Origin of the sequence: uncultured Winogradskyella sp., assembly GCF_947498345.1 — a bacterium.
GTDB lineage: Bacteria > Bacteroidota > Bacteroidia > Flavobacteriales > Flavobacteriaceae > Winogradskyella.
In genome coordinates this window covers 91533-106935 of the sequence record NZ_CANMJY010000010.1, presented here as the reverse complement: position 1 = coordinate 106935, position 15403 = coordinate 91533, and the positions used below count along the sequence as shown (strand labels likewise).

16 protein-coding genes are annotated in these 15403 nt (G+C 33.1%); 4 read left to right on the top strand and 12 right to left on the bottom strand.

Annotated features, from left to right (window positions below; translation table 11 throughout):
• Positions 1-30: 30 nt before the first annotated feature.
• Positions 31-747 (top strand): glycosyltransferase, encoded by a 717-nt coding sequence (locus Q0912_RS13745; protein ID WP_299116072.1) that lies wholly within the window; start codon positions 31-33, stop codon positions 745-747.
• On the opposite strand, the gene Q0912_RS13740 is transcribed toward Q0912_RS13745, so the two are convergent.
• The 4 genes from Q0912_RS13740 to Q0912_RS13725 all read right to left on the bottom strand — a co-directional run bounded on the left by Q0912_RS13740 (position 737) and on the right by Q0912_RS13725 (position 3621).
• Positions 737-1309, bottom strand: coding sequence for a phosphatase PAP2 family protein (locus Q0912_RS13740; protein WP_299116070.1), 573 nt, complete (start codon positions 1307-1309; stop codon positions 737-739). The genes Q0912_RS13745 and Q0912_RS13740 overlap by 11 nt on opposite strands.
• Positions 1309-1536: a hypothetical protein gene (locus tag Q0912_RS13735; protein ID WP_299116068.1), complete on the bottom strand. Its 228-nt coding sequence runs from the start codon at positions 1534-1536 to the stop codon at positions 1309-1311. The genes Q0912_RS13740 and Q0912_RS13735 overlap by 1 nt, the downstream gene beginning before the upstream one ends.
• A 3-nt stretch (positions 1537-1539) precedes the next feature.
• Positions 1540-2922 (bottom strand): MATE family efflux transporter, encoded by a 1383-nt coding sequence (locus Q0912_RS13730; RefSeq protein WP_299116066.1) that lies wholly within the window; start codon positions 2920-2922, stop codon positions 1540-1542.
• Positions 2923-3015: 93 nt separating this feature from the next.
• Positions 3016-3621, bottom strand: a complete 606-nt coding sequence (locus Q0912_RS13725; RefSeq protein ID WP_299116063.1) for a DinB family protein — start codon at positions 3619-3621, stop codon at positions 3016-3018.
• Between the two features lie 164 nt (positions 3622-3785).
• Here Q0912_RS13725 and Q0912_RS13720 point away from each other — a divergent pair, with 164 nt between their 5' ends.
• Positions 3786-4748 (top strand): helix-turn-helix domain-containing protein, encoded by a 963-nt coding sequence (locus Q0912_RS13720; RefSeq protein ID WP_299116061.1) that lies wholly within the window; start codon positions 3786-3788, stop codon positions 4746-4748.
• Between the two features lie 151 nt (positions 4749-4899).
• Here the strand turns inward: Q0912_RS13720 and Q0912_RS13715 are convergent, their stop codons facing one another.
• From Q0912_RS13715 to Q0912_RS13690, 6 genes are all read right to left on the bottom strand, one after another.
• Positions 4900-5622 carry a VOC family protein gene (locus Q0912_RS13715; protein WP_299116059.1) on the bottom strand — a complete coding sequence of 241 codons (723 nt, stop codon included), beginning with the start codon at positions 5620-5622 and terminating at the stop codon, positions 4900-4902.
• A gap of 13 nt (positions 5623-5635) precedes the next feature.
• Positions 5636-6526, bottom strand: coding sequence for a sterol desaturase family protein (locus Q0912_RS13710; protein ID WP_299116057.1), 891 nt, complete (start codon positions 6524-6526; stop codon positions 5636-5638).
• A gap of 2 nt (positions 6527-6528) precedes the next feature.
• Positions 6529-7053, bottom strand: a complete 525-nt coding sequence (locus Q0912_RS13705; RefSeq protein ID WP_299116055.1) for a hypothetical protein — start codon at positions 7051-7053, stop codon at positions 6529-6531.
• A 65-nt stretch (positions 7054-7118) separates the two neighbouring features.
• Positions 7119-7676: a Crp/Fnr family transcriptional regulator gene (locus Q0912_RS13700; RefSeq protein WP_299116053.1), complete on the bottom strand. Its 558-nt coding sequence runs from the start codon at positions 7674-7676 to the stop codon at positions 7119-7121.
• A gap of 189 nt (positions 7677-7865) precedes the next feature.
• Positions 7866-8468 (bottom strand): hypothetical protein, encoded by a 603-nt coding sequence (locus Q0912_RS13695; RefSeq protein ID WP_299116051.1) that lies wholly within the window; start codon positions 8466-8468, stop codon positions 7866-7868.
• The gene (locus tag Q0912_RS13690; RefSeq protein ID WP_299116049.1) at positions 8461-9825 is read right to left on the bottom strand and encodes a hypothetical protein; all 1365 of its coding nucleotides are present in this window, start codon (positions 9823-9825) and stop codon (positions 8461-8463) included. The genes Q0912_RS13695 and Q0912_RS13690 overlap by 8 nt, the downstream gene beginning before the upstream one ends.
• Positions 9826-10128: 303 nt before the next feature.
• Here Q0912_RS13690 and Q0912_RS13685 point away from each other — a divergent pair, with 303 nt between their 5' ends.
• Together Q0912_RS13685 and Q0912_RS13680 are read left to right on the top strand one after the other, a co-directional pair.
• Positions 10129-11154 (top strand): response regulator transcription factor, encoded by a 1026-nt coding sequence (locus tag Q0912_RS13685; protein WP_299116047.1) that lies wholly within the window; start codon positions 10129-10131, stop codon positions 11152-11154.
• Between the two features lie 96 nt (positions 11155-11250).
• Positions 11251-12795: a serine hydrolase gene (locus Q0912_RS13680; protein ID WP_299116045.1), complete on the top strand. Its 1545-nt coding sequence runs from the start codon at positions 11251-11253 to the stop codon at positions 12793-12795.
• A gap of 43 nt (positions 12796-12838) precedes the next feature.
• Here Q0912_RS13680 and Q0912_RS13675 read toward each other — a convergent pair whose 3' ends face one another.
• Positions 12839-13780 carry a nitronate monooxygenase gene (locus Q0912_RS13675; protein ID WP_299116043.1) on the bottom strand — a complete coding sequence of 314 codons (942 nt, stop codon included), beginning with the start codon at positions 13778-13780 and terminating at the stop codon, positions 12839-12841.
• The gene (locus Q0912_RS13670; RefSeq protein WP_299116041.1) at positions 13781-15391 is read right to left on the bottom strand and encodes a S8 family serine peptidase; all 1611 of its coding nucleotides are present in this window, start codon (positions 15389-15391) and stop codon (positions 13781-13783) included.
• Between the last annotated feature and the right edge of the window lie 12 nt (positions 15392-15403).

The window sequence follows — 15403 nt, the reverse complement described above, 5'->3', positions numbered from 1 at the left end:
TAAACGCTTTATAAGATAATTACAGACTATATGAAGTACATGTTCACCATCATAGTTCCTGTTTATAACGAAGAAGATAATCTTAAGCGTGTTGAGAATGAACTCTCTAAGTACCTAAAAATAGCTTCTGTTTCTACTACAGTTTTATTTGTTAATGATGGGTCTTCGGACAGTAGCCTCTCTTTAATTAAAACTATTTGCCAAAGTAATAATGCTTTCGCTTATATTTCATTTAACGAAAACAAAGGTCTAAGTGCTACCATTAAAGCTGGTTTTGACCATGTAGATTCTGAGTTGGTTGGCTACATAGATGCTGATTTACAAACCTCCCCAGAAGATTTTAATATACTATTAGAGTATATAGATTCTTATGATATGGTAACTGGTGTACGTTTAAACCGAAAAGATACTTTTATAAAGCAAATATCTTCAAAAATTGCCAATAGTATCAGGCGTGCCTTTACTCGCGACGGTATGGATGATACAGGTTGTCCGCTTAAGGTCATAAAAACAGAATACGCTAAGCGCATACCTATGTTTAAAGGCTTACATCGTTTTCTTCCAGCTATGGTTATATTACAAAATGGTAAAGTAAAACAAATTCCTGTTCGGCATTTCCCCAGAGTAGCTGGCACTGCAAAATTTGGATTAAGAAATAGATTATTTGGTCCTTTTATAGATTGTTTTGCCTACCTCTGGATGAAGAAAAAATATATAAATTATAAAATTACAGAATCTAATGAGTAACTATTCGTTTGAGTAAATAAGTATTCAATTTGTAAAATCCAAAACCTGCCAATGCTCCAAAGGTCATTCCGCATAAGATATCTATTGGATAATGCACTCCAACATAAATTCTACTGTAGGCAACTATAAAACTCCAAAGTAAAAGGAAAAATATTAAATTTTTAAAATAAGGTCGTAAGACCAAACCTCCAAACACAGCTGCTGCCATTGAATTTGATGAATGTCCAGAAAAGAATCCATACTTACCACAGCGTTCAGCAATAAAACGCATACCGTCTGCCTTTAGCTCATCTAAGCGACAAGGTCTTGGACGCATAAAGCCATCTTTAAAGAGGTTGGTTATTTGATCTGTAAAGGTTATCATAGCTGCTATAACCAAAACCATAATAAGCAATGATTTTGCACCATATTTTTTATAAATCAGGAATAAAAGCACAGCATAAAGTGGTGCAAAAGTAAATTCGTCTGTAATAATCAACCACAAGTTATCCCAAGTAGGCGACCCTAATTTATTTAGGTAAAGAAAAAATTGAGTATCTAAATCTAAAAGTTTATCCAGCATTAGTCATCGTATCTTGCCACTTCCCTATCATAAAACGCTGTGGCTTGTTTTATATAATTTTCTGTTTCGGTTTCTAATTCCTTTTGGTCATGCTGATCAAATTCTTCAAACCACTCGACTTCATCATTTTCAAGATTGATTATGAATCTCGGAAACTCTGTATGTATAATGAAAATTGCATCTGGATAATCGGTATTATCGCCAAGTATAAACTTTGGTAGTTCCATATTTTAACTTTTATCTTGTTGCAAAATTAAACGCTTCGTCAAATAATTAAACCTAAAATACAATAAAATTGCTGCGACACTCAACCCAGCGAGTAGTCCAAGCCAGATTCCCAGACTTCCATAAGCATCTTCTTTACCTAAAAAATAACTAATCGGAAAACCAACAACCCAATACGAAATAAAGGTAATCAGAGTTGGAATCATAACATCTTGTAAGCCACGCAAAGCCCCAAGCGCAATAATCTGAAGACTATCACTAATCTGAAACACTGCTGCAGCCAATAATAAGGTTGATGCTATTTTCACTACTTCTACTGTATCTACTGCATTTGCAGGATCATCTAAATCGACATACAAATCTGGTAATGCTGTATGAAAAACAACAAAGAACAGAGCAAATACTACAGCAAAAATAAAGCCTACTAAAAATATAGATTCTGCAATACGCTTTAAGGCTCTAAAATCTTTTAGCCCTTTTTGATTACCTACACGTATCATAGCTGCAACACTTAATCCCATAGCTACCATAAAGGTCATAGAAGATAAGTTTAAAGCAATCTGGTTGGCGGCTTGTGCATTTTTACCTAACGTACCACTAAGCCATATTGCAGCTGTAAAAATACCAACCTCAAAAAACATTTGCATAGCACTAGGTAGACCAAGATTTGTTAATTTTTTGAGTGGCTGCTTACTGAGTTTAAAGAACTTTATATTCGTAACATAAGCCTTAGATTTTTCCTTTTTAGCTAACAACCACCATAAGAAAAAGAGCATAACAAAGCGCGATGCTAAGGTCCCAACAGCTGCACCAACAATGCCCATTTGAGGACAACCAAACTTTCCAAAAATCAGCACATAGTTAATGGTTACATTAAGCACATTAGCTACTATCGTTGCATACATAGGATATTTAGTTAAGGATAAACCATCACTAAATTGCTTAAATGCCTGAAAGACAATTAAAGGCACTAACGAAAAAGCTACTAAATCTAAATACGGAATAGCGAGCTCCACCACTTCTTCTGGCTGATCCATCACATACATTAAAGGTTTTGCTACCAATTCCATTAAAAAAAGTACTAAACCTAAAACCGTACACAGAAAAAACCCATGTTTAAAAACAGATTTGCCTTTAATAAAGTTTTGCTCAGAATCTGCTTCAGCTACTAAAGGTGTAATCGCAGTAGAAAACCCAATACCAATGGACATGGCAATAAAAATAAAGCTATTACCCAAAGATACCGCTGCTAATTCTGCAGCGCCTAATTGCCCAACCATCACATTATCTACAAAACTCACAAAGGTATGCCCAAGCATACCCAAAATCACTGGGGAAGCTAGTCTTAGATTGTATTTAAACTCTTTGGTGTAGTTGCGCAAAAACATAGCGCAAAAGTAGAGGTTTTAAGTAAAGAAAATAGCACTTTGTCGTACATTAATTATTTTGCTTAATAGTATGTATTGTCTTCAACTTCTATATTATTCTTTTTCCTTTTCAGAGTACATCTCTTTTAAAACCTCATCAATTTGAACAGTATGACGATAACAATGTGCTCCTATTATTAAAGCTTGTTGAAGGCCGTCAGCTTCACCATAAAGATAGGGCCCGAAAATTTTGCGCAGATTAAGTTTTGAATCTTTTATTAGCCAAAGTGTATGATCTCTGTACTTTTTGATTTCAGCCATAAAATAATCTCTTCCTTTATCCTTAAGTTCTGGTTGTGGTTCAAATTTTGGTGGTGTCTTTGCTTTATTAGTTCTGTCTGTCACTTGCGAAATTACTAGCCAATCATTCATGCTTAAGTCTTTATCAGTTTGAATATCTCCGGCTTCGATCATATCACTCAACCCTTTATTCAATACTTTTTCTACAAATGCCAAATGTTCTAAATTATTTAAGATAGACCATCCATCATCTTGTGGTACATACCTTAATTCTGCTTCAGTAAGGTTTGAAACTTTGTCATCTAATACCTTATAGGTTTGAGTTAAAATATCGATAGCAGGTTTTTTATAATCCGTTGTCTCTTGAGAAAATATCATAGTAGATACAATCAGTGCCGTAAATAATGTAATTAATTTCATGATTAAAATTTTAGCATAAGGCTTACTTTTATGAATAAAAGTGTACAAAGCCTCATATAATTCACAATCAAAATTAAAGGTTCTACCTATATTCTTGTTTTGCTTTTTTGCCAAAAAGAGGGTAAATTTGGACAAATTACCTTTTTAATTAAAATTGAGAATCTGTGCGTAAATTAAATAATATAGTCATTGCGGTTCCTGATGCAGATGTAGTAGTCAGTAGTATTTCTGGGAGTTACAAAATACTGTCTTCTATTATACAATTTACTAACTCCAATACCCGATTAATTTTGGCAGGTAGTAAAAAAAAACAATCCATAGTTGGTGGCCTTTTTTCTCTACATGCACAAGCAAAATTTCATGAAATTAAAAAAGCCGATCTAATTATTGTACCTGCCATACAATCTAATATTGAGAAAGCAATCGAAGATAACCAAGCGCTTTGTAATTGGTTGGTAAAACAGTATAACAAAGGAGCCTATATTGCCAGTATATGCTCTGGAGCCTTCTTACTTGGTGGTGCAGGTCTTCTCAACAATAAACGATGTACCACACATTGGTTACAAACACAGGAGTTTAAAAGGCTATTTCCCAAAGCCAAACATCGTAAGCATAACATTATCACAGAAGATCAAAAAATTTTTACAAATGGAGGCGCTTTCTCTTTTTTAAATTTAATTATTTATTTAATTGATCGGTTTTATGGTAAAGAAGCTACACAGTGGGCAATAGGTGTATTTCAAATTAACTATAATAATAATTCTCAAGGCCAGTTTGTATTGTTTAATGCACAAAAAGATCATTCGGATAGTAACATCTTAAAAGCGCAACAATATATTGAGCAAAACTATATGAGAAAAATTACCAACGCAGAAGTCGCTGCCCATTGCAATCTTGGAGAAAGAACTTTAGTAAGGCGATTTAAGTTGAGCTGCGGAAATACTCCCAACGCCTATTTACAACGTGTTAGGATTGAAAAAGCCAAAGAATTGCTTGTAAGTAGTAGTGATAGTATTTCTGCTATACAGTTTGATGTTGGTTACAATGACCCAAAAACCTTTAGAAAACTCTTTTTAAAATATACCTCTATAACGCCAAATGCCTACAGAAAACAATACGTGTTTTAAATAAGATTATGCTAAATCATTTAGTAAAGTTGCAAAAGCTATAACGTAGAAGTAGTACTTAGACTTTAGTTGTACGAAATAACATTAATCTGTAATTAAATACATTCAATTTATAAGTTTGACAGTTTCGTAATTAGTTAAAGCTTATGACTCATAAGACTTCTTTAATATAAAAAAATGCCTGACCAGAGTGATCCGTATAGAAGATTCTTTCTCCATCATCATTAACCATAGTCCCTCCATTATTTAGAATCCTACTTTTGGTTTTCTCTATACTACTAACACCAAAAACACAAACCCAATATTCATACTTCCCTTTATCACTATTGCTAATTTCTAAGGTATCTGCAATATGTTTGTTATTACTGTTATATATTTTAAAATAACCTACACTTGCTTCATGAAATTGCCAATCAAAAATACCTTCATAAAAAGGGATAATGTTTTGAGCATCAGAAACATGTAACTCATTCCAGATTAAAGTGTCAGGTTCATTTTGAGTTCTTGTAGATTTTAGTTGATCTCCTTCATAAATCGTAAAACCTGCTCCTTGTGGGTCTCTGATTAATGCAACCTTGCCAAAACTATCTAATGATTGTTCCATTTCAATAATACCACCTAATGCCCTGGCTTTCGCAACAGTAGTACTAACATCATTTACTTGTATATAAGTCATCCAAAAGTGCGGCATGCGCATTTGTTTAAATTTTTCTGGAGTTTCATATAAACCAACGACTTCTTTATCATTTTTATAGGCTAAATAATAATCGTTGCTTTTATAATATTTCCAGTTAAAAACATCTTCATAAAAGAACATTGTTTCCTTTAATGAATAGGTAGATAAATCTGCAAAAATCGGGTTATTCGCTTTCATACTCAATAATTTATTATTGGTTGATGCCTTTAGGCATCCAATCTGGTGGTTTTACAAAAACAAGTAGTTTGTTTTTGAATCCTTTTACTTTTTTCAATTTTCTAATAAGTCTTGATATGCCATGAAAAAACACTTTAATTGGATTATGACTATTAAGTGGTTCTGAAATACCATAACGTACTTTTTCTACTTCGGGCTCAAAAGTCCCAAGAAGTCTGTCCCAAATGATGAAAATACCAGCATAGTTTTTGTCCCAATACTGTCTGTTAGAACCATGATGCACACGATGATGAGATGGTGTATTAAAAATGAATTCTACTGGCTTGGTTAGTTTACCTATAATCTCTGTATGCAATAAGGTTTGAAACACCTGAACAAAGACTTCACTCAACAATACCAAAACAGGATCAAAACCAAGCATCACTAAAGGCAACGAAAATACAACAGGTAAAATAGCGTCTAAAGGTCCAAATTGGTACGCAACAGACATATTAAAATGAGGCGAACTATGATGAACCGTATGCGTTGCCCAACCAATACCTATTCTATGCATCATTCTGTGTTCCCAATAGTAGGCGAAATCTGCCAACAAAATACAGGTGATAATGGTTACCCCGTTTAATTCTAAATGTGGCAAACTAAAGTTGTTGTACACCCAAAAATACACCTTGGTTATCGCTAAAAGACCCAATATTATTTCTACTAAAAAGAATCCACCAAAAGTGATAACATTGGCAATACTGTCTAAAATTAAATCCTTATTTAACTTTTTTAAGTAAGCATACCTAATGAGCTCTAATACAAAAAATGGAAGGATGATGTAGATGAGACTTAAATTATTAAAAATGTAAAACCAATATTGTACATCTATCCAGTCTAGTTTTTCTGATAAAAATTCAATCATAACTACTGTCTTTTCCAGGTTTCTACATCACTATAACCATAATAATCATAGCTTAACTTAAAGGTGTTTTCGTCTACCATATCAATCTGGCAATCGACTTGATGTTTTTCGTTCTTATAGTCAAAAACATATACACCTTTTCCTTTATAACCATCAAAAGATGTAATGGTTAAAGTTTTAGCACCTTCTGCTTTTTCAGCATAACCTTTTTCATCTAAATATTGATGGGTATAGGCATTAAAAGTCTCTCCCTTTTTTTTAATACTATAGACTACAGCACCTTTAAAATCTTTGCTGTTGTAGGTTACTTTCCATTTGCCAAGGATATAATCTGTTTCCAGATTATAGTCAGTAGTGTTCTCTGAAGCTTCATCCGCAGTAAGCTCTTGTTTCTGGTGTGAATCTACAGGTTCTTTATAACCATAATTAACAGCCTCTTTTTGTGATGCATAACTTGCTAAATGTGTAATACCAGACACAAAAACAATGATGGTTAAGCTTCTAAATAATAACGTTGAATTTTTCATACTTAAATATTTTATACAAAAATGAGGACTATGAAAAGTATTACTTTTGACTTATATCAAAAAATCTATTTGCGGATGCGACTCAAGGTCTCTTGAGAAATGCCTAAAAAAGAAGCGATATAACCTAGCTTAACACGTTGTTCTATATCTGGAAAATAATTGAGTAGTAATTGGTACTTTTCTTTCGCGGTAAGAAACGACCAGCCTTTAGAGAACTCATCTATAAAGGTGAGCATCTCTTCTGCAAGCAGTCTTGCAAAATTGCCAAAAGCAGGAAAATTGGCAATGAGTTTTTGGTAGCCTGAATAACTAATTTGGTACAATACCGAATCCTCCAAACATTCTATTTCTTCAAAACTTTGCTTTTGCGCATAGAAACTATACCAAGAGGTAATGAATTGGTTCTCATTATAAAACCAGGACGAGATCTGCTTGCCATCATGGTAGTAATAATTGTGCAACACCCCTTTTTTAATAAAGTACAGGTAATTGGCTTTGCTCCCATCAGTTAGTATGTTTTCGCCTTTTTTAGTCTCTATGAGCTCAAAATCCTTTAGAATTCGCTGCTGTAATTCTGAACTTAAAAAACAGCGATTGCTTATTTCCTGGAGTAAACTTTGCATAAAGCAAAAGTAGTGTTTAGATTTTGATTTTAGATTCAGTAATAAAGTATAGCTAGATTTGACAAAATCATGTTTACATAATACTTCAAACAAAAATGAAAATTTGGAAACTAATAATTCACTTTATCTTCCTTTTTCTAATATTTCTTAATTATAACTATCTTCTTCTTTCTAGAAATAAATATCTTACTAATCTTTACTTTTTGCAGCAAACAAATGCCATGTTCCAGCTATAGCCTTTTTTAGGGGTTCAAATATATTTATCGAAACATGTAAAATAAATATAAATATAAAGCCTACAATACCTGCCTCCACATCCTTAATCGCTGGATATAACGTTAAGTATATCACAAATGAAAAACTTGATAAATCGAATACTATTCCAATTAAATTTTTCTGCCAATTACTATTATCCCATTTTAAATAGGTTGCATTGATTAACCAACTCAAAAGCCCTAAAAAGGATAGAACTAAAAGGAACATTAATGTTAAACTAGAATTCAACGATAATACAGCAACCGCTAGACCAGCAAGAACTACAAATAATGCATGACTAAAAAACACATATTTTCTTAAGGTATCGTCTTCATTTTTCCCATTGAATCGATCTTCTTCTTGAGATGAAAAAAAAAGAATATTGCAATAGTAGGACACAACTAAAAGGCCTGAAAGAATTACTATTTCTATTGGAGCCTGTTTAGAATTAAAAGCATTAAGAATAACTGAAACTACAAAACATAATAGTGATCCCCAAAATACGGCAGATGTAGAAATAAGTCGAATATTATTCATATTTATTGGCATTTTGGTTTTTTACAAAAGACATAATAACTAACGGTGGTAATGCTACAAGTAAGGCATATAAAAAGTTATCGGGAGGATAAATCGCTATATAAATAAGTATAATTCCACTTAATGAAAGCGATATAATGGAGGTCAAATTGTTTCCCCTCTTTAATAACGTCATCAACATGTAGCTTCCTAATATTATAAATACATTTAATAAAACTAGATAAACATCAATGAGTACATCTTTAAAAACGATAGCAATGATAACGGTAACTATTGAAACAAAAACCATAGTCAATCTTTGCCTTTTAACTGAAATTGCAACGTTTTCATGTCTCCATAGTTCTTTACTTAATATGTCAGATATTGCATGAAGTTCTGTGTCAGCAGTTGAAACTAATCCCGCAAACAAACCAAGTATTACTGCAATTTTAAGGTAATTATCATTTATCGTATTAAGTGTTTCTATAAATGCATTTGAAGCTTCAAAATTGGGATTTGCTACGGCAATCTTTGCTCCAAGAATTGCTACCAAAATTCCAAATATTATCAGAGCAATACCGTTCCAAATAAGTGATTTTTTAGCAATAGAGTTTGATTTTGCTGAAGTTATTCTTAACCAAATATCACTTCCCCCAAAAACCCAACATATTCCTCCTATTATTAAAACCGATAAAGTTTTCAAATCTGGAACTTGAGCAGTCTGATTAATTATAGATAAATTTTGATTAAAATCAGTTATTAAATTAGGTTCGAAGAAAACACACATGATGATAAACGCAATAAATAGCACTACGATTTGCACAATATCTGTTGCTAACACACTTTTGAAACCACCTCCGATTGTATAAATACTGACAATTACAGACATTAAAACTATACTATACGCTTGAGGAAATCCCGTCAGAATTTCTATCATCATACCTCCAAGGGCAAATTGAATTAGGAGTAAGGCACCTAAAGAAAGTAACATATAGACCGTTGAAATTCTTGACGAAACCTTATTGAAATATAAAAACGAAATATCAGGTATTGAGTGAATATCATATTTGCTCTCTTTTTCCCAATCATAAGAATTAAACTGTCTCACCTTTTTATAAAGAGTTAGAAACAAAAAGCAACCAATAGAAAAACCCAAAAATAGCGTACAACTAAAAACCCCAAATTGATAAGAGAGTTCTGTGACATAAATAAATTCTCCACCACCAACAACAGAAAAAACACCAAATGTAGTTTGCCATAAATTAAGTTGTTTTTTTTCAGTTGAAAAATTATGTGGTTTTTTTTCGGAAGATTTTGCCCAACCGTATAAAACCAGTACGAATGAAAAAATTAAAAGTACAATTAATTCTAGTGTCATATTTTAGCTTAATTTGTTTAAACAAGCTAATTTAAACTTATATAAACGAAAAATCAATACGTAGAACTACGTATTTTTCAGATAATCAGTAGTCTTATATTTATTTTGATATGATTTCCTATTCTATTTTCTCAACTCAGCAACTAAATCCTCTACCATCTCAGCCACTGGTTTTACATCTCTCCTAAAACATAAACACATCATTCTTTTTCTTATATTTCAATACTAATCTTATAGTGCCAATTAAAAGTTATGTAACTGGACCACCTTTCGTTTATAGCTTAAGTATAATATGACGTAGTAATGATAAAATTTCTTTCAATAATAAACTTAATTATAGCTGCTCAAGCACTGTTTTTAGTAGTCCACTTTTTCTTGAAGAAGAAAGGAGAGCAGTTATTGAACCAGTTATTAGGATTTCTCTGTTTTTGCTTTGCTATTCTTTCTATAAGAACTTATAATTATTTCTATCCTTTTTTGGATGTAGAATCAGTATGGATTAGAATTTCTAACCATGTGATTTGGTTTGTTGGTCCTTTACTGTATTTATATGTAATATATCATGACAGGAAACTGACCAGAAAGTTAGTGCTCTCTAATACAACGCCTTATATCTTCATTGCTATGTTTGATATTCTATTTAACAGCAATGGTCATATTATAAACCTCCAGATTATTTCGATCATACAAATTAGCATTTATTTATTGTTGTCTATTAAACATAGTCTTAAAAATTATAAAGAATCAAAACAATTTTTTAGCTGGATATTACCTTCTTTATATACAATGACCTTTCTTGTTTCTCTTTATTTGATTGTTCATATTTTTAGAGGCTTTGGTTCTGAGTTTTTTCCCAATGAGCTGAGAAGAAGTTTTACATCCTTATTGGCAATTCCAATTTTTTATATTGCATATAAAGAAATGAATTCAGATAATGAGTTTGGAATAAAGCCTGCAAAGTATAAATCATCGCAATTATCTAATGAGACAACAACGCAATACTTAAAGACAATAGAAAAAGCTATGCAAGAGGAAAAATTATTCTTAATTAAGAACTTAACATTACATACTTTTTCAGGGTTGGTAAAAATTCAATCGAGACATATTTCTCAAGTAATCAATCAAAATTTAGGACTTAGTTTTTCGGAATATCTTTTAAAATACCGACTTGGAGAAGCAAAAAAAAATCTACTTGATCCAGATAATAAGAACCTTTCAATTTTCGGTATTGCGCAAAATTCAGGGTTTTCTTCCAATAGTAGATTCTATTACTTATTTAAAAAAGAAACGGGGCTTACTCCAAAGCAATTTAAAGATCAAAAAAAATGAAATCATTTTTCCTATATCGCGATATAGGAAATACTTTCTTTAGTCATCATGTGTACAGATATTACATTTGCTACCAAACTATTAATATCGTAAAACATGGAAACAAGATCTAGTAGCAATAATTCTTCATTAGTACATAAAATCGTAATTCTACTCCTATTATGGAGCAATTTTTCTAGTTGTCAAAATAATAGCGCAAAGAAAATTGAGGTCATAGATCAACTATTGTCTAAGCTAAATTCAGAACAACAATTCAATGGCGGTTTTATGATTGGAAATAAAGATAGTATCCTATTTACAAAAGTGTATGGGTATGCCAATATAGAAACAAAACAACCATTAGATATAACAAATTCATTTGGCATTGCATCAGTAAACAAATCTTTGACAGCAACTTTAATTATGCGAATGGTAGAGTTAGAATATTTTACAACAGAGAGTAAACTGGTTGAGTTTTTTCCAGAACTTCCTTACAAGGAAATTACTATAGATCATCTTCTAACCCATACATCTGGGATTCCATTTTACTATGATAATTTGGTAAAGAAATATTGGAATATGTCCAATAACATGACAAATGAGGACCTTTTTAAATTGTACGAACAGTATACGCCAAAACAAGAATTCCCTGCAGGAGAAAAGTTTTCATATTCTAATGCTGGATACATGTTTTTGGCAGGAATCGCTGAAAGAGCTTCTAAAAAAACATATGATACGCTTTTAAAAGAATTAATATTCGAACCTTCTAAGATGAAAGAAACAAAACGATTAGTTCTTATAAAAGACGAATCTAACCTTGCGAAAGCACATGCGTTATCTGTTGAGAAAAGTAGTTACGTTCCTTTAGACAGTCATGAAGATTACCAAAAATATCTTGACTTTTATTTTAGAAATAGAAAAGGAGCTGGCGGTCTCAATTCTACACTTGAAGATCTTTGGAAGTTTAGCAGAGCTCTTCAAACGGGAAAGATTATAAAGGATGAAACCTTCAAAAAGATGCTTACACCAGCACAACTAAAAAATGGAAAGCGACATATGTATGCTAGAGGATGGCAGTTAGAACCTGTAAATGGTAAACGTTATGTTGGCCATAGAGGTGGTTCTGAAGGTGAAAATTGCTTTTTTAGAATTGCTCTTGATGATGATTACACCTATTTCTTAATATCCAATGCAAAAACACCCTACCTGAGCAATATTAACAAACAGATAAAGAGCATTTTACAAGAAAAGTCAATAGAAAAAATTAAAATATCGGGAGTAGAAAGATTGTCTTTATTATACGCAAAGAATGATTTTCAGTATGTTTCTGCCAAAGCCAGAGAAATGGGGTTACAAAACAATGATTACTATTTTACATTAAGTGAGTTCAATGCAGTTTCATGGAATTACTGGTTAAAAGAAGATTTTGAAAATGCATTGAATTTCTTAAAATTAGCGACAATTGCAATGCCAGATAATGCAGGTACATGGGAAGTACTGGCTGAGGCTTATATGGAATTAGGTAGAAATGAACTGGCAATAAAACACTATAAAATAACTATTGATAAATTAAATTCTGATCCGACTAAAAAAGGGAAGAAGTGGGTAAATGAATGGATTGTGGAGATGAATGATAAAATTAAAAGCATGCGAAAAAATTAGATCTACATAAGATATGATCTATTGGAATTTTATGTAGTCTTGCCTAAAATGAAGCAATATACCGTTTTGCATCCTCAAACTCAGCAACCATATCCTCTACGATTTCAGCAACTGGTTTTACATCATGGATTAAACCTGCGATTTGGCCAATTTCTAATTCGCCATCGTCCAAGTCACCTTCAAACATACCACGTTTGGCTCTGGCTCTACCTAGCAGTTCTTTAAGTTGCTCTGGCGTTGGTGCGGTTTTATAGAGTTCTTGTAACTCGTTGTAGAATTTGTTTTTAATAAGTCGTACTGGTGCTAATTCTTTTAGTGTGAGTTGTGTATCGCCTTCTTTAGCATCGACTACCACTTGTTTAAAAGCCTCATGTGCTGAGGATTCTTCACTGGCCACAAATCGGCTACCTACCTGTACTCCATCGGCTCCCAAAACCATACAAGCTAACATGGCTTTTCCAGTAGCGATACCACCTGCCGCAATTAAAGGAATCTCTAACTGTTCTTTCACCATAGGAATCAAGGTTAAGGTTGTGGTTTCATCTCTACCATTATGACCTCCAGCTTCAAAACCTTCAGCTACTACGGCATCCACTCCAGCCGTTTGAGCTTTTAAAGCAAACTTTACAGAACTTACCACATGTACCACAGTAATCCCTTTGTCTTGTAACCATTGGGTCCAGGTTTTTGGATTACCTGCAGAGGTAAATACAATCTTTACTCCTTCTTCTACAATGATATCCATAATCTCTTCAATGTTTGGATATAGCATTGGCACGTTAACTCCAAAAGGTTTATCAGTAGCAGCCTTACATTTTTGGATATGCTCTCGTAATACATCAGGATACATAGAACCTGCTCCGATTAAACCTAAAATCCCTGAGTTACTTGCTGCCGAAGCGAGTCTCCAACCACTGTTCCAAATCATTCCGGCTTGAATGATTGGATATTTGATATTAAAAAGAGAGGTGATTCTGTTTGCCATTTATTGCTTGATAAATTTTAAAGTTCTTGTATTTTGTTGTGAAGACACTTTCATCAAATAGATCCCAGAAGCTAAAGCTGAGACATTAAGATGATTAGTTTCTAAAGAAATTACTATGCCTTCAACCTGCTGACCTAATTGATTATAGATTGATATCTCAAAATTATTGGTATCTACAGGTCGATTAAAGTTTAATTCATCCTTAACAGGGTTAGGATAAAAGCTAAAATCTTCAATAGAGGTTTGTTCTAATCCTAAAGTCCTAGCTAATGCTAAATCTGGGATACCATAACCTAATAAATCATCTGGTGTGGCAAACTGAGAAGCCGATTGTCTTACCAAATCCATAATTTGAGTTGGTGATACATCTGGAATGGCTTGCCATAAAGATGCTATTCCTCCACATAAAATCGGACCACTAAAAGAGGTGCCGTTATTTTGCGTAATCGTATTATTCTCATCAATAACAAAAGCAGATCCTCCTCTGGCTACAACATCTGGTTTTTGATACCCAACTTGTGCTGCACCTCCTTGCGAGCTAAACGAAACATAATTACCATTTTCATTTACTCCACCTATGGATAATACATCTGGTGAATCTGCTGGTGCACTAACTGTTTGCCAGGTAGAAGCTCCTGAATTACCAGCACTAACCACAACCAAAATTCCTTTTTCGGCAGCCATGGAAGCACCTTTGGTAATAAATGCAACCTGACCATTCATATCTGCTGGAGTATAGTCGTAATTAGAATTGTCAAATACACGATATCCTAAAGAGCTATTAATCATATCAACTCCCAGACTATCTGCACGTTCGGCAGCTTCTACCCAATAGCTTTCCTCAACCGGGTTTTCGTTACCCACATCCTCAGTAAGAAACAAATAATAGGAAGCATCTGGAGCAGTACCAACAAATTCATCTTGTACAAAAGCCGCCATTGTACTTAATACTCGCGTTCCATGAGAACTCGCCGTATTGGCATATACATCTGCATTGCGATTAACAAAATCATAACCATCTAACAAATCGCCATTGTCTCTTAAGCGTTGAAATGCTCCCATGGTATTTACATTTGGAAATCCCGAATCCATTACCGCAATCGTAATACCTTCACCAGTAAAATCATCAAGATGTAAATCGTCTGCATTAATCATTTCAACCTGGTTCTGAGTATTTCCGTAGGTAAATAATATATTTTCATCTTCAATGTCATTCTTATTATCAATAGCTGATGAACGCGAAAGTGCATCTAAGCTATTGTTTGCAAAATCTATGTTATCTACATAAGGTAAACTGCTTAAAGCTGAAATATCTGTTTCGGTTCCTCTAACATGTACTGCATTAAACCACTTAGACTTTGCTAAAACTGTGATTCCTGTTTGTGATTTTAAATCGGCAATGTAAGTTTCATAAACCGGAACATCTCTGGCATCAATAGCTATTCCATGGTTCTGTTTTCTGTCTATAGCTTTTTGGGTAAGAATAGAAATTGGGTTGCTTAATGCAGCAGATGTATTGGGTTTATCGCTGAGATATACCCAAGCGTCTTCTTGAGCGTAGCTATTTATTGTGATAAGGAGCAATAAAAGCATGGTTAATTTTCTAATCATAGCTTTTCTTTT

Excerpts from the sequence above, each read along its gene's own strand:
- Q0912_RS13735 (WP_299116068.1), bottom strand. The coding sequence starts at position 1,536 with ATGGAACTACCAAAGTTTATACTTGGCGATAATACCGATTATCCAGAT.
- Q0912_RS13725 (WP_299116063.1), bottom strand. The coding sequence starts at position 3,621 with ATGAAATTAATTACATTATTTACGGCACTGATTGTATCTACTATGATA.
- Q0912_RS13745 (WP_299116072.1), top strand. The coding sequence starts at position 31 with ATGAAGTACATGTTCACCATCATAGTTCCTGTTTATAACGAAGAAGAT.
- Q0912_RS13680 (WP_299116045.1), top strand. The coding sequence starts at position 11,251 with ATGGAAACAAGATCTAGTAGCAATAATTCTTCATTAGTACATAAAATC.
- Q0912_RS13705 (WP_299116055.1), bottom strand. The coding sequence starts at position 7,053 with ATGAAAAATTCAACGTTATTATTTAGAAGCTTAACCATCATTGTTTTT.
- Q0912_RS13685 (WP_299116047.1), top strand. The coding sequence starts at position 10,129 with ATGATAAAATTTCTTTCAATAATAAACTTAATTATAGCTGCTCAAGCA.
- Q0912_RS13740 (WP_299116070.1), bottom strand. The coding sequence starts at position 1,309 with ATGCTGGATAAACTTTTAGATTTAGATACTCAATTTTTTCTTTACCTA.
- Q0912_RS13670 (WP_299116041.1), bottom strand. The coding sequence starts at position 15,391 with ATGATTAGAAAATTAACCATGCTTTTATTGCTCCTTATCACAATAAAT.
- Q0912_RS13710 (WP_299116057.1), bottom strand. The coding sequence starts at position 6,526 with ATGATTGAATTTTTATCAGAAAAACTAGACTGGATAGATGTACAATAT.
- Q0912_RS13690 (WP_299116049.1), bottom strand. The coding sequence starts at position 9,825 with ATGACACTAGAATTAATTGTACTTTTAATTTTTTCATTCGTACTGGTT.
- Q0912_RS13730 (WP_299116066.1), bottom strand. The coding sequence starts at position 2,922 with ATGTTTTTGCGCAACTACACCAAAGAGTTTAAATACAATCTAAGACTA.
- Q0912_RS13700 (WP_299116053.1), bottom strand. The coding sequence starts at position 7,676 with ATGCAAAGTTTACTCCAGGAAATAAGCAATCGCTGTTTTTTAAGTTCA.
- Q0912_RS13675 (WP_299116043.1), bottom strand. The coding sequence starts at position 13,780 with ATGGCAAACAGAATCACCTCTCTTTTTAATATCAAATATCCAATCATT.
- Q0912_RS13715 (WP_299116059.1), bottom strand. The coding sequence starts at position 5,622 with ATGAAAGCGAATAACCCGATTTTTGCAGATTTATCTACCTATTCATTA.
- Q0912_RS13695 (WP_299116051.1), bottom strand. The coding sequence starts at position 8,468 with ATGAATAATATTCGACTTATTTCTACATCTGCCGTATTTTGGGGATCA.